Genomic DNA, 19,539 nt, shown 5'->3' with positions numbered 1-19,539 from the left:
GGCGTGACGCTCTGCGACGCCCGCGGCGTGCACGACTCGGCCACCGCCGAGTGGGTGGTCGCCGCGATCCTGTCCGCGCTGCGCGGGTTCGCGCCGCTGGCCCGCGCCCAGGCCCGCCGGGAATGGGGGGCCTGCTCGCCGGCCTGGCCGGTGGCGGGGCGATCGGCTGGCTGCTCAGCCGCCGCCGACGCGGCACCCTGGCCCTCTCGTCCGGGCCCGACTCCCCCACCGCCGACGGCCCCCCGGTCGACCCCGCGCACCGGAGCGCGACGGGCGACGGCGACGGCGACGGCGTGACCAGGGTCGAGCCCGTCCCGGTCGGCGGCGCACGCCCGCGCGCGTGAGCGCGTGGACGTGTCGGGACGGCAATTCGCCGGCGTGTCGCGCCGCGGGGATGGTGAGTCCGCAAAGCGATATACCTCAGCGTCATAATTATGACGCTGAGGTATATCGCTTTGCCGCACCATGCCACCCCGGCCCGTTACTGACGGTCATGGTGGGGCTGGCGGCAGCCGCCGCGGGCGGCACCACGCGCGGGCGGCACAGCGGGCGTTACGGGCGCGGGCGGCACAGCGGGTCCGAGGAGCGTGCCGGGCGCGGCGGGGCGCCGGTCGAGCCTCGCCGGAGCGCCGACCGGGCGGGGTCAGGCCGGGGCGGTGAGCCAGCCGGGCAGCGGCTCGCGCGCCGTCAGCCAACCCTCCGGGACGCCGCCGGGCGTGCCGACCCCGGCGTACGCGGCGACGACGCCGCCGACGATGGCGGCCGTGGTGTCCACGTCGCCGCCCGCCTCCACGCAGGCGCGGATCGCGGCCGGGTAGTCGGACAGCATCGTGGCGGCGACCCAGAGCGTGAACGGGACGGTGTCCTGCGCCGTGACCCGCGAGCCGTTGCCCACCGCGTCGACCACCTCGACGGCCGGGCGACCGAGCAGCGCGGCGGCCCGGCGGACGCCCCGGTGCACCTCGCCGGCCGGGTCGAGCGCGCCGGCCACGGCGGTGAGCAGGCGGGCCGGTTCGGGCCGGTCGCCGTCGAGGCGGGCCCGGGCGGCCAGCGAGGCGGCCACCGCCACCGCCACCGCGCCGGCGATCCCCTCCGGGTGCGCGTGGGTCACCTCGGCGCAGGCCCGGGCCTGGTCCGCGGCGCGCCGGGTGGAGTCGGCGTGCCAGGCGCCGAGCGGGGCCACCCGCATGGCCGCGCCGTTGCCGCAGGAGCCCTGCCCGTCGAACGCCGACGCGGCGGCCACCGGCCACGGCGTGCCGGTGCGGATCAGCCGCAGGACGGTCACCGCGCCCGGGCCGTAACCCCGGTAGGGCTCGCAGCGCTCGGCGAACGCCAGCGCCAGCCGGTCCCGGTCGATCCGCCCGGCGGAGGCCAGCTCGGCCACCACGGAACAGGCCATCTCGGTGTCGTCGGTCCACTCCCACGGCGGCGCGGGCAGCCGGCCCTCGGCGAGGTCGGCCGGGCGCCGGCCGGGCACGAAGAACTGGGAGCCGAGCGCGTCGCCCACCGACAGGCCGGCCAGCGCGTCGCGGGCGAGCGTGAGGCGGGTGTCGGGGAAGAGGGTGAACGTCATCGCCGTTCCAGCTTGCCCGGTTCCCCGGCCTGCCGCAACGCGACCGACTTGCCACGCCGAGTACGGTGCTGACGTGGCAACCGTCCTGCTGGTCGAAGACGACCACGTCGTCCGCGGCGCGATGCTGCGGTCGCTGACCGACCGGGGCCACGCGGTGCACGCGGTCGGCACGGCGCTGGACGCGTTGCGCCGGGTCGCCGCGGAGACGCCCGACCTGGTGGTGCTCGACCTGGGCCTGCCGGACCTGGACGGCTCGGACGCGCTGCGGATGCTGCGCGGCATCACGGACGTGCCGATCATCATCGCCACCGCCCGCGACGACGAGCAGTCGGTGGTCCGGTTGCTGCGGGCCGGCGCGGACGACTACATGGTCAAGCCGTTCACCGGCGCGCACCTGGACGCCCGGATCACCACCGTGCTGCGCCGGGCCGGCCGGGCCAGCCGTACCGTGCAACCGGCCGTGCACACGGTCGGCGGCCTGCGGGTGGACGTGGGCGAGCGCAGCGCGGTGCTGGACGGGGAGGCACTGGCGCTGACCCGCAAGGAATTCGACCTGCTGGCGTATCTCGCCGCGCGTCCCGGCCGGGTAGTGTCCCGGCGGGAACTCTTGGAGGAGGTATGGCGGCAGCCATCGGTCGGCGAGGACCAGACCATCGACGTTCACCTGTACTGGCTCCGCCGCAAAATGGGCGAGTCCGCGGCGAAGCCGCGCTACCTGCGCACCGTGCGGGGGGTCGGCTTCCGGCTGGTGGCACCGGACTGAGGACGGCGCTGGCCTGGCTCACCGCCGGCATGTGCAGCCTGGTCGCGCTCGCCTTCCTCGTCCCGCTCGGGATCACCCTGTCGGACCAGTCCCGCGAGGAGAAGCTGGCCGACGCCGCCCGACGCGGCGCGCTGGTCACCGGCGCGCTGGCGGTCAGCACCGACCCGGAGGTGGTCCGACGGGCGGTGGCGGCCAGCGGCGACGACCCGGCGCTGCGGCCGGTCGTGCACGGCGTCGGCGCCGACGAGTCCGCCGGCCGTGCCGACTCCGCCGCGCTGGCCGACGCCGCCGCGCAGCGGCGCTCGGTGGTGACCGAGGTGGACGGTGGCGTGCTGCGGCTGGACCCGGTGGTGCTCGGTGACCGGGTGGCAGTGGTGGAGGTCTTCGTCCCCGACGAGGTGCTCGACGCGGGCAGCGGTGGGCGGTGGCTGCTGCTGCTCGCGGTGGCGTTGGCGCTGGTCGGCGCTGCGGTGATCGTGGTCGACCGGGTGGCGGCCCGGGCCGTGGACGCCACCGGCGACCTGGTCAAGGCGGCGCTCGCGGTGGGCGACGGCGAGCTGGGCGTACGGGTCGAGCCGGCCGGTCCCCGGGAGCTGGCCGAGGCGGGGCACGCGTTCAACCGGATGGCGGAACGGCTGGTGGCGCTCCGCGCCGACGAGCACGAACTCGTCGCCGACCTGTCGCACCGGCTGCGAACCCCGCTGACCGCGCTGCGGCTGGACGCGGAGGCCCTGGAGTCCGACGACACCAGCATCGGCACGTTCAGCGAGGCGGAGCTGGACCGGCGACGCGGCATCCGGCGGATCCGGCAGGCCATCGTCACGCTGGAGGGCGAGGTCGACCAGCTCATCAAGACGACCCGCAAGGCGGTGAGCCAGGAGACCGCCCCGGCGTCCTGCGACGTCAGCGAGGTGGTGCGGGACCGGATGGTCTTCTGGTCGGCGCTGGCCGGCGACCAGAACCGGCCGCACCGGGTGGTCGGGGCGCAACTGCGCATCCCCGCGCCGGTGCCCCGGGCCGAGCTGGCCGCCGCACTCGACGCGGTGATCGGCAACGTGTTCCGCTACACGCCGCAGGGCACCGCGTTCGAGGTGGCGGTGAGCCGCCGGGACGGCTGGGTGGCGATCCGGATCGACGACGCCGGGCCGGGCATCGCCAACCCGGACCGGGCACTGCGCCGGGGCGAGAGCGACAAGGGCTCCACCGGGCTCGGGCTGGACATCGCCAAGCGGGTCGCGTTGCAGGCCAACGGCTCGGTGAGCATCGACCGGGCCCGGCTCGGCGGGGCCAGCGTGGTGATGTTGCTGGCCGATCCGGACGCGGCGCCCCGGCAGGTCAACCGGTTCGGGCTGGTGGGTCGGATGACCCGGGAGGCCCGGGAGCCGCGCGCCGGACGGCGCTGGCCGCGCCCGCGCTGACACTGTTTGTGGGCCGGCGCAAGTTCTCCTTAGGAGTGGTTTAACGACCGCCCCGACACCGCCGCGAAATGCCAGGATCTCTGACAGAACCCATCAGTTCCGTCGGCCGGGACGCCCCGTAACACCTTCCGGCCGGCGGATCCGTGCGCGCGGCGGGAGTCCGGTCCCCCCACACCTCGCTCCCGTCGCGCGCCGCTCTCCGTCCGGTCGGTCAGCGCGCCGCGCCCGCCGCGTACGCGTCGATCTCGGCGTTGATCCGGGTCGCCTCGGCCGGCGCCAGGAACGCGGCGTCCACCGCGGCGCGGGCCAGCGCGGCCACCCCGTGCGGGTCGAGTTTCAGCAGCCGGGCGGCGACCGCGTACTCCTCGTCGAGCGTGGTGCCGAACATCGGCGGGTCGTCGGAGTTGATGCTGACCGGCACGCCGGCCTCGACGAGCTGCGGCAGCGGGTGCTCGTCCAGGCTGGCCACCGCTCGGGTGCGGACGTTCGAGGTGGGGCAGACCTCCAGCGGGATCCGGCGCTCCGCCAGGTGGGCCAGTAGCGCCGGGTCGAGCACGGCGGAGATGCCGTGGCCGATCCGCTCGGCGCCCAGCTCGCGCAGCGCGTCCCAGATGGTCTCCGGCCCGGTGGTCTCACCGGCGTGCGGCACCGACCGGAGCCCGGCCGCGCGGGCCTGGTCGAACCAGGGCTTGAACTGGGGCCGGGGCACGCCGATCTCGGGGCCGCCGAGACCGAAGCTGATCAGCCCGTCCGGCCGCTCGTCCAGCGCGATGCGCAGCGTCTGCTCGGCGGCCGGCAGCCCGGCCTCGCCGGGGATGTCGAAGCACCAGCGCAGCGCGATGCCGAAGTCGGCCTCGGCGCGCTTGCGGGCGTCCTCGATCGCCTCGCAGAACGCCGACGCGGGGATGCCCCGGTGCACGTGCGAGTACGGGGTGACGGTCAGTTCGGCGTAGCGGACCTGCTGGCGGGCCAGTTCGCGGGCCACCTCGTGGGTGAGCAGCCAGACGTCGTCGGCGTCCCGGATCAGGTCCACCACGCTCAGGTAGATGTCGATGAAGTGGGCGAAGTCGCGGAACGCGAAGTAGTCGGCGAGCGCCTCCGGGTCGGCCGGGACGGGGCTGCGCCCCTCGTGCCGGGCGGCCAGTTCGGCGACGATCCGGGGCGAGGCGGAGCCGACGTGGTGCACGTGCAGCTCCACCTTGGGCAGGCCGGCGATGAAGGTGGACAGGTCGGTCACGAGTTCTCCTCTGCGCGGGCGCCGGTGCGGGCCACCACGAAGATCCGGCGGAACGGGAAGCACACCTGACCCTGCCGCACCGGGTACGCCTCGGCGAGGCGGGCCCCCAGCTCGGCCCGGAAGTCGGCCCAGCCGGCGGCGTCCAACGCGGCCCGGACGGGGCGCAGCGCGGTGCCCTCCATCCAGGTCAGCACCGGGTGGTCCGGGCCGGCGGCCGGTAGCAGGTGCACGTAGGTAGTCTCCCAGGCGTCCACGGCGCAGCCCGCCCCGGTCAGCAGCGTGGCGTAGTCGACGGGTTCACCGACCGGGGCCTCGCGCAGCAGCCCGGCGAGCGGCTGGCGCCACCGGTCCCGGCCGGCGACCTCGCGCAGCGCGCGGTGCGACGGCGCGGCGAAGTTGCCGGGGACCTGGACTGCCAGCCAGGCGTCCGGCGGCAGCTCGACGGCCCAGCGGGTGAGCAGCTCGCGGTGGCCGGGCACCCACTGGAGCACCGCGTTGGCGACCAGCACGTCGACGTCCGGCGCCGGCCGCCAGTCACGCACGTCGCCGACGGCGAACGTGACCGGGGCGGCCAGGGCGGCGGCCCGGGTGATCATCTCGGGCGAGGAGTCGAGGCCGGTGGTCCGGCTGCCGGGCCAGCGCTCGGCGAGCCCGGCGGTGAGCGTGCCGGGCCCGCAGCCGAGGTCGACCACCGCGCGCGGGCGCTCGGCGCCGACGCGGGCCAGCAGGTCGTGGAAGGGCCGGGAGCGTTCGTCGGAGTAGCGCAGGTAGGTGCTCGGATCCCACATGACCAGCCTCCAAACCGTACGTACGTCTTGCTAACGACCGTACGGCCCGACGAGCGCCGCGGCAAGTCGCTCACTAGGCTCGACCGGATGGAACAGCGCAACTTCGACCGGCTCGGCCGGCACGTCGGCATCATCGGCCTGGGCGCCTGGCAGCTCGGCGCGGACTGGGGCGAGGTCAGCGAGGACGCGGCGCTCGACGTGCTGACCGCCGCCGTCGACGCCGGCGTCACCTTCCTGGACACCGCCGACGTGTACGGCGACGGCCGCAGCGAACAGCTCATCGGGCGGTTCCTGCGGGCCCACCCGGGCCACGGGCTGACCGTGGCCACCAAGATGGGCCGGCGGGTGCCGCAGACGCCGGAGGCGTACACGCTCGACAACTTCCGGGCCTGGACCGACCGGTCCCGGGCCAACCTCGGCGTCGACACGCTCGACCTGGTGCAGCTGCACTGCCCGCCCACCGCGGTCTTCGCCGACGACCGCGTCTTCGACGCCCTGGACACGCTGGTCGCCGAGAAGCGCATCGCCGGATACGGCGTCAGCGTGGAGACCTGCGACCAGGCGCTCACCGCCATCGCCCGGCCCGGTGTGGCCAGCGTCCAGATCATCCTCAACGCGGTCCGGCACAAGCCGCTGGAGCGGGTGCTGCCGGCCGCCGCCGCGGCCGGAGTGGGCGTCATCGCCCGGGTCCCGCTCGCCAGCGGCCTGCTCTCCGGCCGCTACGACGAGCACACCACGTTCCCGGCGGACGACCACCGCACCTTCAACCGGCACGGCGAGTCGTTCGACGTCGGCGAGACGTTCTCGGGTGTCGACTACGACCTCGGCCTGGCCGCGGTACGCCGACTCGCGCCACTGGTCGGCGACGACCGCACCATGGCGCAGTTCGCGCTGCGCTGGATCCTCGACCAGCCCGGCGTGACCGTGGTGATCCCCGGCGCCCGCTCCGCCGAGCAGGCCCGGCGCAACGCCGAGGCGGCCGGCCAGCCACCGCTGACCGAGGTGGAGCTGGCCTCCGTGCGGGCCACCTACGACGAGCTGATCCGGCCGCAGGTGCACGACCGGTGGTGACCGCACCGATTCGGCCCGTCGGCGCGGCGTCGTCCACGACCGGCGTCGGCGGGCATGCTGGGGTGGGGCGCACGTCGTCGGAGGGGGCGCGATGAGGGGTTGGTTCCGGCTCACCATGGGCCTGCTGGCGGTGGTGATCGGCACGCTCTGGACCGTGCTGGGGCTCGGCTACGTCGAGGGCAGCGTGCTGACCGACCGGCGGATCTGGGCACTGGTCGGCCCGGTGGTCGTCGTGGTCGGGTTCGTGGCGCTCTGGCTCGGCATGCGGGCCCGGCGCCGCTGAGGCGCACCGGCGCGCCGGCCGGGCGGGGCACGGAGAAGCCCCGCCTCCCGTGCGGGATGCGGGGCTTCGCGCACCGGCCGGCGGGGCCGGCACGGTGTCAGCTCAGATGGGGCGGACCTGCTCGGCCTGCGGACCCTTCTGACCCTGGGCGATCTCGAACTCCACCCGCTGGTTCTCCTCCAGCGAGCGGTAGCCGCTGGACTGGATGGCCGAGAAGTGGACGAACACGTCAGCACCCCCGCCGTCGACGGTGATGAAGCCGAAGCCCTTGTCAGCGTTGAACCACTTCACGGTTCCCTGCGCCATGTGCAACTCCTTCTAAAACTGGCGGCCGAGCACGCCGTGCGGCCGATTGGCCGTTTTCGAGCAGCGGCGCCTGAGGCGGCCCCCGTGCAGGGGAACGTCCCTCAACCCACGCGTCTCGCAACAGCGTGAGACAGCAAACCACGTACGCAAAAACTTCGCACAGCCTACCGGACGAAGTTCTCCGACATGTGACCTGAAAGTTGTCCGGAGATCGACGGATCGCCGGGGTCCGGAAACGCGAAGGGCCCCTCTCCCACGTCATGGGAAAGGGGCCTTCGATCGAGCTGGTTCAGTCCGGCCAGTGCCCGGTCAGCCGGCGTACGCCGACCGCGCCGCCCCGGTCCACGGCGGCGCGCACCGCCGAGAAGATCGCGCCCTGGAGCGCCGCGGCGGCCAGGACCTCGCCCCACCCGCGGTCCTCGTCGGTGGCGCTCGGCGCGTCGCCGTCGCCCGCCGTCAGCTTCCAGACCTGCCGGAAGATCATCCCGGCGACCGTGCCGGCGGCCAGGCCGAGCAGCACCCCCACCGGCTTGTAGGCCGCCTTGCCGATCCTGCCGCTCACCTGCGCCTCCCTCGGACCACCAACAGCACCACCACTGTCACCACCGCGCCGGCCGCGATGGCCGCCCACGGCAACGGGTTGCGCCCGACCGCCTCACCCGACTCGTACGCCTGCGCCCGGACCTGCCGGGCCCGCTCGGTGGCCCGCGTGCGCACCCGGGCGACGGTCAGCGACGCCTCCTGGCGCACCTTCGCCTTGGCCTGCTCGGCGGAGTGCCGCACCAGCGCCTTCGGGTCGGCCCGGGCCGCCAACAGCTCCACCGTCTCACCGAGTTCCACCCGGGTCCGGCGGATCTCCTCCCGGAGCGCCGCCACGTCCGGGGTCCCGTTCCCGTTCTGTTTCTCGTTCCCGTTGCCGGTCACGCCCGCCTCCCGTCCTTCACCGCGGCGGTGACCGTGTCGACGTCCGCCCGCACACTGCGGACCGTCGCCTCCGGCACCGGCGGGACGGCACGGCTGACCTGCTTCTTGCCCACCAGCGCCAGGATCCCGGCGAGCAGGAACAACACCACCGCCACGATCAGGGCGGCCAGCCACGCCGGCATGACCAGTGCCAGCAGCAGGATCACGGTGGCGACCAGCGCGCCGGCGCCGTAGAGGGCCATCACCCCGCCGCCGCCGAACAGACCGATCCCGATCCCGGCGTGCTTGCCCTTCTGGGTCAGCTCCGCCCGGGCCAGCGTCAACTCGTCCCGTACCAGACGGGTGACCTGTTCGGTGGCCCGCTGCACCAGTTCCGCGGTGGACGGCTCGTGCCCGGTCCGGGACGTACTGTGACTCGCGACGTCAGCCATGCTGTCCTCCTTTCTTCATCACCGCGCTGTATGCCCGGAGTCGCCGCCCGTCAATCCTGCGCGGGGCGGCCGGTCGGCCCGGCCGCGCGCCACCGGCGCCCGGCGTCGATCAGCCGGAATCCGGGGCGTGCGCAGCAGGTCCCCGGAACTTGGCCGGGCAAACCCGTCCGGCCCGGCCCGCTACGAACCCCGGACGTCCGACCCCCGGGCTCGGCACGCACGGAGAGCCCCCGGCGCCGCGCGGGCGGCCGGGGGCTCCGATCAGGGGTACGAGCGCTCAGCGGCGGGCCTCGGTGTGGTCCTCGCGGCCCACGAACACCTCGCTGCGGGCGTCCCCGTCGTCGCTGCCGCCGAAGACCCGGGCGTCGTCGTGCGCCTCGGTGTCGGCCGGCCGGCGGACCGCCCGGCGCGGCTGCACCACCTGCCAGGGCAGCGGGCCGGTCGCGTCGCCCACCTCGGCACGCAGCCGGGGCAGGGCGGTCGGGCGGTGGTCGCGTACCCAGGTCACCAGGTGCTCGCGGACCAGGCAGCGCAGGTCCCAGAGGCTGCCGGCGTCGGCGGCGCTGACCAGCGCCCGGACCTTGACCATCCCACCGGTCGCGTCGGTCACCTGGAGCACGCAGACCCGGCCGTCCCACAGCTCGGTGCCCTCGCAGAGCCGACGCAGCTCCTCCCGCATGGCCTGCACCGGGATGGCCCAGTCGAGGTCGAACTCGGCGGTGCCGAGCACCGCCGCCTCGGTGCGGGTCCAGTTCTGGAACGGCTTGCTGGTGAAGTACGAGGTGGGCAGGATCAACCGGCGGTCGTCCCAGATCTGCACCACCACGTAGCTGAGCGTCAGCTCCTCGATCCGGCCCCACTCCCCCTCGACCACCACCACGTCGTCGAGGCGTACCGCGTCGCTGAATGCGAGCTGGAGGCCGGCGAAGACGTTGCCGAGCAGGCTCTGCGCGGCGAGCGCGGCGACGACACCGACCACACCGGCGGAGGTGAGCACGCCGGCGCCGATGCCGCGTACGGCCGGGAACGTCATCAGCATCACGCCGACGGCGAGGATCACGATCACCGCGATGGTCAGCCGGCGCAGCAGCACCACCTGGGTCCGTACCCGGCGGGCGTGCCGGTTGTTCGGCACGTCCACCCGGAACCGGGCCAGCGCGGTGTCCTCCGCCACCACCAGCAGCGAGGCCACCAGCCAGGCGACCGCGGCGATCATGGCCAGTCCGAGCGTGTGCAGCACGAACTGGCGCCACGGGCTGCCCACCGCGTAGAGCGTGGTGAACCGGATCGCGAGCTGCACGCCGACCACTGTCGCGGCGACCTGGAACGCGCGGTGCGCGTGCTCGGTCAGCTCGGTCATCAGCAGCGAGCGGCGACCGAGCCGGCGGGTGACCCGGTGCACCACCTCGACCAGCACCAACGCGACCGCCGCCGCGGCGAGCGCGGCGGCGACCGTCACCAGATAGCTCTGCACGACATTCTCTCCCTCCGGCCCGGGCGGAATCGGGCAAAGGCCCAATGGTGCCCGGCGGTCCGGATATCGACCAGGATCAGACCTTGCGGTATCGGGACTGGAAGAAGCAGTAGACGCCGAACGCGGCGATGCCGAGCGCCATCAGCGCCAGCAGCCACGGCCCGTACGCCTGGTCGCGCAGCGTCCGCAGGGCGGCGTCCAGACCGCGCGCCTTCTCCGGGTCGTACTTGACGGCGGCGACCACGATCAGCAGGCCGGCGATGGCGAAGACGGTGCCCCGGGCGGCGTACCCGGCCATGCCGAGCCGGCGGGTGAGCTGGCGGGTCTTCGGGTTCATCTCACCGGTCTTCAGGTTGCGCTCGAACTTCTTCTTCAGGCCGTAGATCACCATGCCGATGCCGACCGCGGCGAGCACCAGACCGGCGAGGCCGACCAGCCACCGGCCGCCGTCGGAGGCCATCAGCTTCTCGGTGAGCTGCTGCTGCTGGTCCGAGGAGTTGGAGCTGGCGTCCTGGACGACCTTGATCGCCGTCCAGCCCAGCCAGACGAAGATGATCACCCGGACGACCGAGGCGATCCGCTCGAAGGTGCGCTCCTTGCCGGTCTTGGACTGGTGACCGACAAGCGCCTCGCTGGCCTGCCAGATGGCCATGGCGAAGAGGCCGACGGCGATCACCACCAGCACGAACTTGCCGAGCGGCTGCTCGCCGAGCGTGCGCAGCGCGCCGTTCTGGTTGCCCTCCTCCCCGGAATTGCCGAAGGCGATCTGCAGCGCCAGCCAGGCGAAGAGGAGGTGGACGATTCCGTAGCCGATGAAACCGGCGCGAGTCAGCAGTTCGAGCCACCGGCTGTTCTTGGCCTGGGCGGCGGTGGCTCCGGCGTTCCGGGTGAGAGACATGGGCCCTCAATCTCCCGACGTGCAGTTTTCCAAACGTCACCGCCCGCCGCCGCCGACCGCCGCCCGGCCGAATCCGATCAGTTGTTGGGGTTGCGGGCCACCCGCAGCGTGACGTTCTGGTCGGTGACGCTGTCCAGGCTGACCTGGAAGCCGCCGACCTCGGTGGCCTGCTGGCCGGTGGTGAGTGAGAGCTGCTCCCCGGCCACCTCGACGGTGACCTGGTCGTCCTGGGCGCCGATGAGCTTGGCCTCGACGCCGAGGATGGTGGCGCTGGCGTCCACGCCACGGTCGAAGGTGATGGTGCAGGCGTCCAGGCCGCAGTCGGTGTCGGCGCCGTTGGAGCTGCACCCGGCGAGCAACGCGGCGCCGAGGGCGAGACCGGCGAGCAGCCCGGCGGCACGACGGGTGGGGGTCGGGGGGAAGGTGGCGCGTCGGTTCGTCACCTCCCCAACGGTACGTGCTCCCCACCACCGCTCCCGAGGCCGCGAGCTAGGGTGCGGGAATGGCTTTTGACGTTGCCCGGGTGCGGGGGTCGTATCCCGCGCTGGGCGAGGGCTTCGCCCACTTCGACGGCGCCGGTGGCACCCAGACCCCGACCGGGGTGATCGAGGCGGTGACCGACGCCATGCGCGTCGCCATGGGCAACCGCAGCACCGCCTTCCGGCCCGGCCGACGCGCCCTGGAGCTGGTCGCCGACGCCCGGGCCGCGGTCGCCGACCTGCTCGGCGCGGACCCGTCGGGCGTGGTGCTCGGGCCCAGCGCCACCGCGCTGACCTACACGCTGGCCCGGACGCTGGGCGCCGGCTGGCGACCGGGCGACGAGGTGGTGGTCTCCCGGCTGGACCACGACGCCAACGTCCGGCCCTGGGTGCAGGCCGCCGAGGCGGCCGGCGCGACGGTGCGCTGGGCCGAGTTCGACCGGGCCACCGGTGAGCTGCCCGCCGGCCAGTACGCCGACCTGGTCGGCGAGCGCACCCGGTTGGTCGCGGTGACCGCCGGCAGCAACGCGATCGGCACCGCGCCGGACGTGTCGGCGATCGCCAAGACCGCGCACGCGGTCGGCGCGCTGGTCTGCGTGGACGGGGTGCACTCGGTGCCGCACAGCCCCACCGACCTGGCCGCACTGGGCGCGGACGTGCTGGTCACCAGCGCGTACAAGTGGTCCGGCCCGCACCTGGCGGCGATGGTCGCCGACCCGGCGCGGTGGGCGGAGCTGCGCCCGGCGAAGCTGCTGCCCTCCGCCGACACGGTCCCGGACCGCTTCGAGTACGGCACGCCCAGTTTCCCGCTGCTGGCCGGCGTGACCGCCGCGGTGGACCACCTGGCGTCGCTCGACCCGGCCGCGACCGGCGACCGCCGGGCCCGGGTCCACGCCGGCCTGGCCGCCGCCCAGGCGCACGAGGAGGCGGTCTTCGACCGGCTGCTCGCCGGGCTGGCGGCCCGACCCTTCGTCACGGTGTACGGCGCGCCCGCCCGGCGCTGCCCCACGGTGTCGTTCCGGGTGGCCGGGCGGACCCCGGCGGAGACCGCCGCGGCGCTCGGCGAGGCGGATCTCTGCCTCTCCTCCGGCGACTACTACGCCTACGAGTACTTCCAGGCCATGGGCCTGCACGACGGCGGCGGCGCGGTGCGGGCCAGCGTCTACCACTACAACACCGTCGACGAGGTGGACCGGCTGCTGGCCGAACTCGACCGGCTGGCCGACGACGAGGGGACAATGGTCCGGTGAGCTTCCTGGTCGAGGAGAACCCCGCCAAGCACCGCTTCGAGATCCTGGTCGACGACGCGCTGGCCGGCTTCACCGCGTACCTGCCGCGCGGTGAGGTGCTGGTCTTCACGCACACCGAGGTCGAGGACCGCTACCAGGGGCAGGGCGTGGGCGCCGCGCTGATCCGGGGCACGCTGGACCGGGTGCGCGCCAACGGTGGCCGGGTGGTGCCCCGCTGCCCGTTCATGGCCGCGTTCATCGAACGGCACCCGGACTACGCCGACCTGGTGGTCGACGCGCCCTGAGGCCCGGCCCGACCGGGGGACCTCCCCACCCGGCCGGGCCGGGAGTTCAGCGGACGCCGGCCAGCAGCTCGGCGGCGGCCCGGGCCGCCGCCGCGGTGGCGCCGTGGGTGGCCAGGTGCACCCGACCGGCGGCCAGCTCGGGCACGCCCAGCTCGACCACCACCGCGTCCGGGCGGGCCGCCAGCGCCCGGGTCACCGCGTCCCGCATCCAGCCGTGCCGGTGCAGGTCGCGGACCACGAGCACCAGCGGCCGGTCGGCCGGGCCGATGGCCGGGTCGGCCGGGACGGCGTCGGCGGCGTACCGGGCGGTGGTGGTGCCGGGCGTCAGGTGGGCCAGCGGCGCGGCGATCCCCCACGGGGTCTCCTCACCGATGGCGATGTTGCGGGGCGGCGCGAACTCCACCACGTGCGCCGGCCCTGCCAGCGGCAGCAGCCCGGCGTCACCGGTGACCCGGACGGCCCGGCGGGCGGCGGCCAGCCCGATCGGCGACCCGTCGGCGGCCGGCCGGCCACCGCTGCGGTGGGCGCGGGCGGCGACGCTCCACGCGGCGAGCTGACCGACCCGCTTCGCCGCCTCGGCCAGCCGCTCCTCCGGCAGTTCGCCGCGCACCACCGCGGCCACGATCGCGTCGCGCAGTTCCCGGGCGTCGGCCTCGGTGGCCCGTTCCCCGCCCACGCAGATCGCGTCCGCGCCGGCGGCGAGCGCCCGCACCGCCGCCCCGGCGAAGCCGTACCGGTCGGACACCGCGCGCATCTCCACCGCGTCGGTCACCACCACGCCGTTGAAGCCCAGCTCCTCGCGGAGCAGCCCGCCCAGGATGCGCGCGCTGAGCGTGGCCGGCAGTTCCTCGTCGAGCGCCGGCACCAGCAGGTGGCCGGTCATCACCGCCTGGACCCCGGCCGCCACCGCGGCGCGGAACGGGGCCAGCTCGACCGCGTCCAGCCGGGCCCGGTCGCCGCCGATGCGGGGCAGGTCGAGGTGGGAGTCGACCCGGGTGTCGCCGTGCCCGGGGAAGTGCTTGGCGCAGGCGGCGACGCCGCCGGCCTGGAGACCGCGGACCCAGGCGGCGGTGTGCCGGGCGACCAGCTCGGGGTCGGCGCCGAACGAGCGCACCCCGATGACCGGGTTGGCCGGGTTGGAGTTGACGTCGGCGTCCGGGGCGTAGTCGAGCGTGATGCCGACCGCGGCCAACTCGGCGCCCAGGTCGCGGGCGACGTCCTCGGTCAGCGCCGCGTCGTCCACCGCGCCGAGCGCGAAGTTGCCGGGCCGCGAGCTGCCCCGGGCCGACTCGATCCGGGTGACGTCGCCGGCCTCCTCGTCGATCGCCACGATCACGTCCGGCCGCTCCGCCCGCAGGTTCGCCGTCAGCGTCGCGACCTGCTCGTGGTCGACGACGTTGCGGGCGAACAGGACCACCCCGCCGAGCCCCTCGCCGAGCCAGCGGCAGACCCAGGGCGGCGGGGTGGTGCCGACGAACCCGGGTTGCAGGACGGCGGCGGCGAGCGCCGCCAGGTCTGCGCTGGCGCCCACGATCCGTTCCCTCATCGGGCCACCCTCATTCGCGACTGCGGGGCTCGCAAACCCGGCTCACTCCTCGCGCTCACGCTGTGCTACCCCCGTATCCCCACGGAACCCGCCGGGGATCGACGGGTGCTGACATGGTCACACCGCGCAGCTAAATAGTCAACAATCCTTACTGTTAGCTGCTGGCGTCCCGCCGCGCCCCGTGGGAGAGTTCGTCCATGCCCGCCCTGCCGCTCGCGGACGCCACCGGCGCCGCCGACATCCCCGGCGTACGCCTGCTCGGCCTGGTGGTCGGCGCGCTCTTCCTGCTGATCGCGATCCGGGCCATGTTCCGCCGCTGACGCCCGGTTCGACAGGGACCGCCGGGGTAGGGGTGTCGGTGTCCCGACACGGCGGAGGGTGAGGCGCATGAAGATCGGTTACTTCCTGTCCAGCGAGGAGTACACGCCGGCGGAGCTGCTCGCCCAGGCGCGCGGTGCCGAGCAGGCCGGCTTCGAGGCACTGTGGATCTCCGACCACTACCACCCGTGGGTCGACGCGCAGGGCCAGAGCCCGTTCGTCTGGTCGACCATCGGCGCGCTCAGCCAGGTCTGCCGGCTGCCGGTGACCACTGCCGTCACCTGCCCCACCATGCGCATCCACCCGGCGGTCGTCGCGCAGGCGGCGGCCACCAGCGCGGTGCTGCACGAGGGGCGCTTCGTGCTCGGGGTGGGCACCGGCGAGGCGCTGAACGAGCACATCCTCGGCGACGCCTGGCCGCAGACCGACGTGCGGCTGGAGATGCTGGCGGAGGCGGTCGAGGTGATCCGCGAGCTGTGGCGCGGCGACTTCGTCAACCACCACGGCAAGCACTACACCGTGGAGCACGCCCGGATCTACACCCGCCCGGAGACGCCGCCGTCGATCTACGTCTCCGGCTTCGGCCCGAAGGCGATCGAGCTGGCCGCCCGGATCGGCGACGGGTACGTCAGCATGATGCCCGACGCCGAGATGGTGCGCCGGTTCCGCGACGCCGGCGGCGGCGACAAGCCGTGCCAGGGCGGCTTCAAGGCCGCGTACGCCGACACCGCCGACGAGGGCGCCCGGATCGCGTACGAGCGCTGGCCCAACGCGGGCGTGCCCGGCGAGCTGTCCCAGGTGCTCCCCTCGCCGCGTCACTTCGAGCAGGCCGCCGAGCTGGTCCGCCCGGAGCAGGTGCGGGAGGCGTTCGTCTGCGGCCCGGACGCCGACGCCCACCTGGAGATGATCGACAAATACGCCAAGGCCGGGTTCGACGAGGTCTACGTGGCCAACACCGGCCCGCACTGGCAGGGCCTGTTCGACCTCTACCAGCGCGACGTGCTGCCCCGACTGCGGTGATCAGGACAGCCGGTTTCGGGGTCGAACTCCGAGGGTAGCTGAGGCGCTTGATGAAACTGACCAGGCACGCCACCACTCTGCGCCGCGCGGCGAAGAACCTGTTCGGCTGGACCGCGTTGCGGCCCAACCAGCTGGCCGCCATGCGCGCCGTCATGCAGCGCCACGACGCCCTGGTGGTGCTCCCCACCGGCGCCGGCAAGTCGGCGATCTACCAGATCCCGGCCAGCCTGATCCCCGGCCCGACCGTGGTCATCTCCCCGCTGCTCGCGCTCCAGCAGGACCAGATCGCCGCGCTCAACGAGCGGCAGCGGCCCGAGCTGCGCGCGGTCCGGATCAGCTCGGACGAGAGCGCCGCACAGCAGGCCGAGGCGATCGAGGACATCCGGGCCGGCCGGGCCGAGTTCCTGTTCATCACGCCCGAGGCGCTGAGCAACCCGGACCGGCTGGCCGAGGTCCGCTCGCTGTCGCCGGCGCTGGTGGCGATCGACGAGGCGCACTGCATCTCGTCCTGGGGTCACGACTTCCGGCCGGACTACCTCGCGCTCGGTCACCTGATCGACGGGCTCGGCCGGCCGCCGGTGGTGGCGCTGACCGCCACCGCCTCGCCCCCGGTACGCGACGACATCATCGCCCGGCTGCGGCTGCGCGAGCCCGAGGTGGTGGTCTCCGGGCTGGACCGGCCGAACCTGTTCCTCGAGGTGGCCCACTGCCCGACCGAGGACTACCGGTGGCGGCGGCTGGTCGCGCTGCTGCGCGACGACGAGCGGCCCGGCATCATCTACGTGCCGACCCGGCGCGCGGCCGAGGAACTGGCCGAGCGACTCACCAAGGCGGGCTTCCCGTCCGAGTTCTACCACGGCGGCATGCCCACCGCGGCGCGGCACGAGCTGCACGAGGCGTTCCTCGCCGACCGGGTGCCCATCATGGTGGCCACCTCGGCGTTCGGCATGGGCATCGACAAGCCGAACATCGCCTGGGTGGTGCACATGGCGCTGCCCGACTCGCCGGACAGCTACTTCCAGGAGATCGGCCGCGCCGGCCGGGACGGCTCCCCGTCCCGGGTGCTGCTGCTGTGGCGCTCCGAGGACGTCGGCCTCCAGCGCTACTTCAGCGGCGGACTGCCGGACGAGAAGGAACTGTCCGACCTGGCCGCGGTGCTGCGGAGCAAGGCTCGCACCCGCAAGGAGCTGCGTGAGCTGACCGGGCTGGGCCCGCGCAAGCTCGGCCAGTACCTCTCCCTGCTGGAGCAGATCGGCGCCGCCGAACCGCGGGCGAAGCAGCGCATCGGGGTGCCCCGCTACGCGCCGGGCGCCGCCGAGGCCGGCTCGGCCGCGCGCGCCGAGGCCGAACGGCAGCAGACCGTGACCCGGTCGCGGACCGACATGATGCGCGCGTTCGCCGAGACCACCGGCTGCCGCGGGCAGGCGCTGCTGGCCTACTTCGGTGAGCAGATGAGCGAGGTCTGCGGCCACTGCGACAACTGTCACGCCGGCACCAGCGTGGCAAACGACGGCGCGGTCGGGCCGTTCCCGGTGCACAGTCAGGTCCGCCATGCCGAGTGGGGGTCGGGCCTGGTGCTCAGCTACGAGGAGGGCCGGATGACGGTGCTCTTCGACGAGGTGGGCTACAAGACGCTGTCCGTGCGCGTGGTGTCCGAACAGGGCCTGCTGGAGCTGGACTAGCCTGATCCGGGCACCGCGACGGTGCCCGTCGACAACGACGACCGCGGCGAAAGGAACCTGATCGTGATCGAGCAGCCGGCGTACACCCGGTTCGGCGTCTCGGACGAGGAGTGGGGGCTGCTGGTGGGGCTGCCGCAGTCGGTGCTCACCGCGGCGGCGGCCGCCGAGTCCGACGGCACCCGGCGCACCATGGCCGAGAACGCCGCCGGGCTGGAGACCATCGCCGCCGGCCGGGAGTCGGCCAGCCCGCTGGTGGCCGCCGTGGCCGGCGAGATCGTCTCCCGGGTCGGCGACCCGGAGACCGGCGCGGAGCTGCCGGTCATCACGCCGGACGACCCGACCGCGATGATCGAGGACGTGCTCACCCGGGCCGGCCAGGCCTCCGCCCTACTCACCGGCAGGGTGGACGAGGGGCAGGCCGGAGCGTACCGGCACTGGCTGGTGGAGATCGCCGAGCAGGTGGTGGGCGCCGCCTCCACCGGCGGCATCCTGGGCATCGGCGGGGACGTGGTGAGCGACTCCGAGCGCCGGTTCCGGGACCGGCTGTCCCAGGTGCTCAACGACTGAACGCAGAGTTAACAGAGGCTTCCACGTTCGTCAATGACGGACGTCACGCCCCACGGGTGCCGCGTTTCGGCCCCGTGGGGCGTCGTGTTTGTGGAGGGATGTCGACAGACCACGGGGGTCGTTCATGGACACACCGATGCAACCGCAGATCTTCGACACGGCGCGGATACCCGCCGCCGACCGCTTCGGGCTCTGGCTGGAGATGCTCGCCCGGACGCCCATGCTGACGCGGATCCGCACCGAGCACGCCGACAACTTCGAGGCGCGGGCCGAATTCCTCGAACTGGGGCCGATCCAGCTCATCCGGCACCGCTACCCGCCGCTGCAGGGGAGCCGGACCCGCAAGCTGATCAGCCGCTCCGACGCCGACTGCTACCTGCTGGCGCTGACGCTCAACGGCACCGGCATCGCCGACCAGGACGGGCAGCGGGGCATCTGCCCGCCGGGCGACCTCACCTTCTACGACTGCGCCCGGCCCCAGGAACTCACCCACCACGTCGACGACGCCGACGACCGGTCCGCCGCGTCGATCGTGGCGCTCATCCCGTACGACGCGCTGCCGCTGCCGCACCGCCGGCTCACCCCGCTGTTCGCCAGCCGGATGTCCGGCGCCGAGGGGATCGGCGCCCTGCTGGCCGACTACCTCATCCGGATCACCAGCCATCCGGACCAGTACCACGCGGTCGACGCGGACCGGTTGGGCGGCGTCGCGCTCGACCTGGTCGCCACGCTGCTCGGTCGCCACCTGGTCTCCGAGGAGGCGGTACCGACCGAGGTCCGGCGCCGCGCGCTGCTCGCCCAGGTGCACGCGTACGTCCGGCAGCACCTCGGCGACGTGACGCTGGGCCCCGGCGCGATCGCCGAAGCCCACCACCTGTCGGTGCGGTCCCTGCACCGGCTCTTCGAGGACGAGGAGACCACCGTCGCCGCGTACATCCGGGACGAGCGGCTGGCCCGGTGCCGGCGCGACCTCGCCGACCCGGCGCTGGCCGACCGGTCGATCCAGGCCGTCGCCGGCCGCTGGGGGTTCCGGGACAAGGCCCACTTCAGTCGCGCCTTCCGGGCCACCCAGGCGGAGACGCCGCAGGCGTTCCGGGCGCGTCACCTGGAACAGGCACGGATCGTCAACAGCACGGCATCCGAAGTCAACTCGACCCGGACACAATGAACCCGGGCCGGCACCGGCGACGGTGACGACCCGCTGGTAACGGGGGGCCGTGGCGTGGC

Annotated in this window: 22 protein-coding genes and 1 pseudogene; 12 read left to right on the top strand and 11 right to left on the bottom strand. The window is 74.0% G+C overall.

Annotated features, from left to right (window positions below; translation table 11 throughout):
- Window positions 1–126: pseudogene (locus tag C8054_RS32870) on the top strand (phosphoglycerate dehydrogenase); the annotation flags it as partial.
- A gap of 517 nt (window positions 127–643) precedes the next feature.
- Here the strand turns inward: C8054_RS32870 and C8054_RS24735 are convergent.
- The gene (locus tag C8054_RS24735) at window positions 644–1,573 is read right to left on the bottom strand and encodes an ADP-ribosylglycohydrolase family protein (protein ID WP_107160750.1); all 930 of its coding nucleotides are present in this window, start codon (window positions 1,571–1,573) and stop codon (window positions 644–646) included.
- Window positions 1,574–1,646: 73 nt separating this feature from the next.
- Here C8054_RS24735 and C8054_RS24730 point away from each other — a divergent pair, with 73 nt between their 5' ends.
- Both C8054_RS24730 and C8054_RS24725 read left to right on the top strand, forming a co-directional pair.
- The gene (locus tag C8054_RS24730; RefSeq protein WP_107160748.1) at window positions 1,647–2,336 is read left to right on the top strand and encodes a response regulator transcription factor; all 690 of its coding nucleotides are present in this window, start codon (window positions 1,647–1,649) and stop codon (window positions 2,334–2,336) included.
- Window positions 2,337–2,365: 29 nt separating this feature from the next.
- Window positions 2,366–3,754, top strand: a complete 1,389-nt coding sequence (locus C8054_RS24725) for a HAMP domain-containing sensor histidine kinase (RefSeq protein ID WP_199199906.1) — start codon at window positions 2,366–2,368, stop codon at window positions 3,752–3,754.
- 211 nt (window positions 3,755–3,965) lie between these two features.
- Here the strand turns inward: C8054_RS24725 and C8054_RS24720 are convergent, their stop codons facing one another.
- Together C8054_RS24720 and C8054_RS24715 are read right to left on the bottom strand one after the other, a co-directional pair.
- The gene (locus C8054_RS24720) at window positions 3,966–4,991 is read right to left on the bottom strand and encodes an adenosine deaminase (protein WP_107160746.1); all 1,026 of its coding nucleotides are present in this window, start codon (window positions 4,989–4,991) and stop codon (window positions 3,966–3,968) included.
- Window positions 4,988–5,779 carry a trans-aconitate 2-methyltransferase gene (locus C8054_RS24715; protein WP_107160744.1) on the bottom strand — a complete coding sequence of 264 codons (792 nt, stop codon included), beginning with the start codon at window positions 5,777–5,779 and terminating at the stop codon, window positions 4,988–4,990. The genes C8054_RS24720 and C8054_RS24715 overlap by 4 nt, the downstream gene beginning before the upstream one ends.
- 87 nt (window positions 5,780–5,866) lie before the next feature.
- Here C8054_RS24715 and C8054_RS24710 point away from each other — a divergent pair, with 87 nt between their 5' ends.
- Entirely contained in the window at window positions 5,867–6,850 is a 984-nt protein-coding gene (locus C8054_RS24710) for an aldo/keto reductase (protein ID WP_107160742.1), read from the top strand.
- A 91-nt stretch (window positions 6,851–6,941) separates the two neighbouring features.
- Window positions 6,942–7,133: a hypothetical protein gene (locus tag C8054_RS24705; RefSeq protein WP_107160740.1), complete on the top strand. Its 192-nt coding sequence runs from the start codon at window positions 6,942–6,944 to the stop codon at window positions 7,131–7,133.
- A gap of 102 nt (window positions 7,134–7,235) precedes the next feature.
- On the opposite strand, the gene C8054_RS24700 is transcribed toward C8054_RS24705, so the two are convergent.
- From C8054_RS24700 to C8054_RS24670, 7 genes are all read right to left on the bottom strand, one after another.
- Window positions 7,236–7,439 (bottom strand): cold-shock protein, encoded by a 204-nt coding sequence (locus C8054_RS24700; RefSeq protein WP_088962828.1) that lies wholly within the window; start codon window positions 7,437–7,439, stop codon window positions 7,236–7,238.
- A gap of 289 nt (window positions 7,440–7,728) precedes the next feature.
- Window positions 7,729–8,001 (bottom strand): DUF4235 domain-containing protein, encoded by a 273-nt coding sequence (locus C8054_RS24695; RefSeq protein ID WP_107160738.1) that lies wholly within the window; start codon window positions 7,999–8,001, stop codon window positions 7,729–7,731.
- A complete protein-coding gene (locus tag C8054_RS24690; protein WP_107160735.1) occupies window positions 7,998–8,363 on the bottom strand; it encodes a DUF3618 domain-containing protein in 366 nt (121 codons plus the stop codon). The genes C8054_RS24695 and C8054_RS24690 overlap by 4 nt, the downstream gene beginning before the upstream one ends.
- Window positions 8,360–8,794, bottom strand: a complete 435-nt coding sequence (locus C8054_RS24685) for a phage holin family protein (protein WP_107160733.1) — start codon at window positions 8,792–8,794, stop codon at window positions 8,360–8,362. Before C8054_RS24685 ends, C8054_RS24690 begins: the two co-directional genes overlap by 4 nt.
- Window positions 8,795–9,071: 277 nt before the next feature.
- A complete protein-coding gene (locus C8054_RS24680; protein ID WP_107160731.1) occupies window positions 9,072–10,268 on the bottom strand; it encodes a mechanosensitive ion channel family protein in 1,197 nt (398 codons plus the stop codon).
- 76 nt (window positions 10,269–10,344) lie between these two features.
- On the bottom strand, window positions 10,345–11,166 hold the full coding sequence (locus tag C8054_RS24675; RefSeq protein ID WP_107160728.1) for a DUF1206 domain-containing protein: 822 nt from the start codon (window positions 11,164–11,166) through the stop codon (window positions 10,345–10,347).
- Window positions 11,167–11,243: 77 nt separating this feature from the next.
- On the bottom strand, window positions 11,244–11,609 hold the full coding sequence (locus C8054_RS24670) for a hypothetical protein (protein WP_107160726.1): 366 nt from the start codon (window positions 11,607–11,609) through the stop codon (window positions 11,244–11,246).
- Between the two features lie 59 nt (window positions 11,610–11,668).
- Between C8054_RS24670 and C8054_RS24665 the strand changes: the two genes are divergently transcribed.
- Together C8054_RS24665 and C8054_RS24660 are read left to right on the top strand one after the other, a co-directional pair.
- A complete protein-coding gene (locus C8054_RS24665) occupies window positions 11,669–12,895 on the top strand; it encodes a cysteine desulfurase-like protein (protein ID WP_107160724.1) in 1,227 nt (408 codons plus the stop codon).
- Window positions 12,892–13,179 carry a GNAT family N-acetyltransferase gene (locus C8054_RS24660; protein WP_107160722.1) on the top strand — a complete coding sequence of 96 codons (288 nt, stop codon included), beginning with the start codon at window positions 12,892–12,894 and terminating at the stop codon, window positions 13,177–13,179. Before C8054_RS24665 ends, C8054_RS24660 begins: the two co-directional genes overlap by 4 nt.
- Window positions 13,180–13,225: 46 nt before the next feature.
- On the opposite strand, the gene C8054_RS24655 is transcribed toward C8054_RS24660, so the two are convergent.
- Entirely contained in the window at window positions 13,226–14,725 is a 1,500-nt protein-coding gene (locus C8054_RS24655; RefSeq protein ID WP_107160719.1) for a glycoside hydrolase family 3 protein, read from the bottom strand.
- A gap of 197 nt (window positions 14,726–14,922) precedes the next feature.
- Between C8054_RS24655 and C8054_RS33135 the strand changes: the two genes are divergently transcribed.
- From C8054_RS33135 to C8054_RS24635, 5 genes are all read left to right on the top strand, one after another.
- Window positions 14,923–15,045, top strand: coding sequence for a hypothetical protein (locus tag C8054_RS33135; protein WP_255563043.1), 123 nt, complete (start codon window positions 14,923–14,925; stop codon window positions 15,043–15,045).
- A gap of 67 nt (window positions 15,046–15,112) precedes the next feature.
- Complete coding sequence (locus tag C8054_RS24650; protein WP_107160717.1) at window positions 15,113–16,063, top strand: TIGR03557 family F420-dependent LLM class oxidoreductase; 951 nt, start codon at window positions 15,113–15,115, stop codon at window positions 16,061–16,063.
- A 50-nt stretch (window positions 16,064–16,113) separates the two neighbouring features.
- Window positions 16,114–17,745 carry an ATP-dependent DNA helicase RecQ gene (locus C8054_RS24645; protein ID WP_107160715.1) on the top strand — a complete coding sequence of 544 codons (1,632 nt, stop codon included), beginning with the start codon at window positions 16,114–16,116 and terminating at the stop codon, window positions 17,743–17,745.
- A gap of 63 nt (window positions 17,746–17,808) precedes the next feature.
- Window positions 17,809–18,312, top strand: coding sequence for a hypothetical protein (locus C8054_RS24640; protein ID WP_107160769.1), 504 nt, complete (start codon window positions 17,809–17,811; stop codon window positions 18,310–18,312).
- A 136-nt stretch (window positions 18,313–18,448) separates the two neighbouring features.
- Window positions 18,449–19,480 carry a helix-turn-helix domain-containing protein gene (locus tag C8054_RS24635; RefSeq protein ID WP_233220166.1) on the top strand — a complete coding sequence of 344 codons (1,032 nt, stop codon included), beginning with the start codon at window positions 18,449–18,451 and terminating at the stop codon, window positions 19,478–19,480.
- Window positions 19,481–19,539 lie beyond the last annotated feature (59 nt).

Origin of the sequence: Micromonospora sp. RP3T (assembly GCF_003027925.1) — a bacterium.
Taxonomy (GTDB): domain Bacteria; phylum Actinomycetota; class Actinomycetes; order Mycobacteriales; family Micromonosporaceae; genus Micromonospora.
Note: the sequence above shows the minus strand (reverse complement) of the source record. Positions and strands in the feature narration are given on the sequence as shown.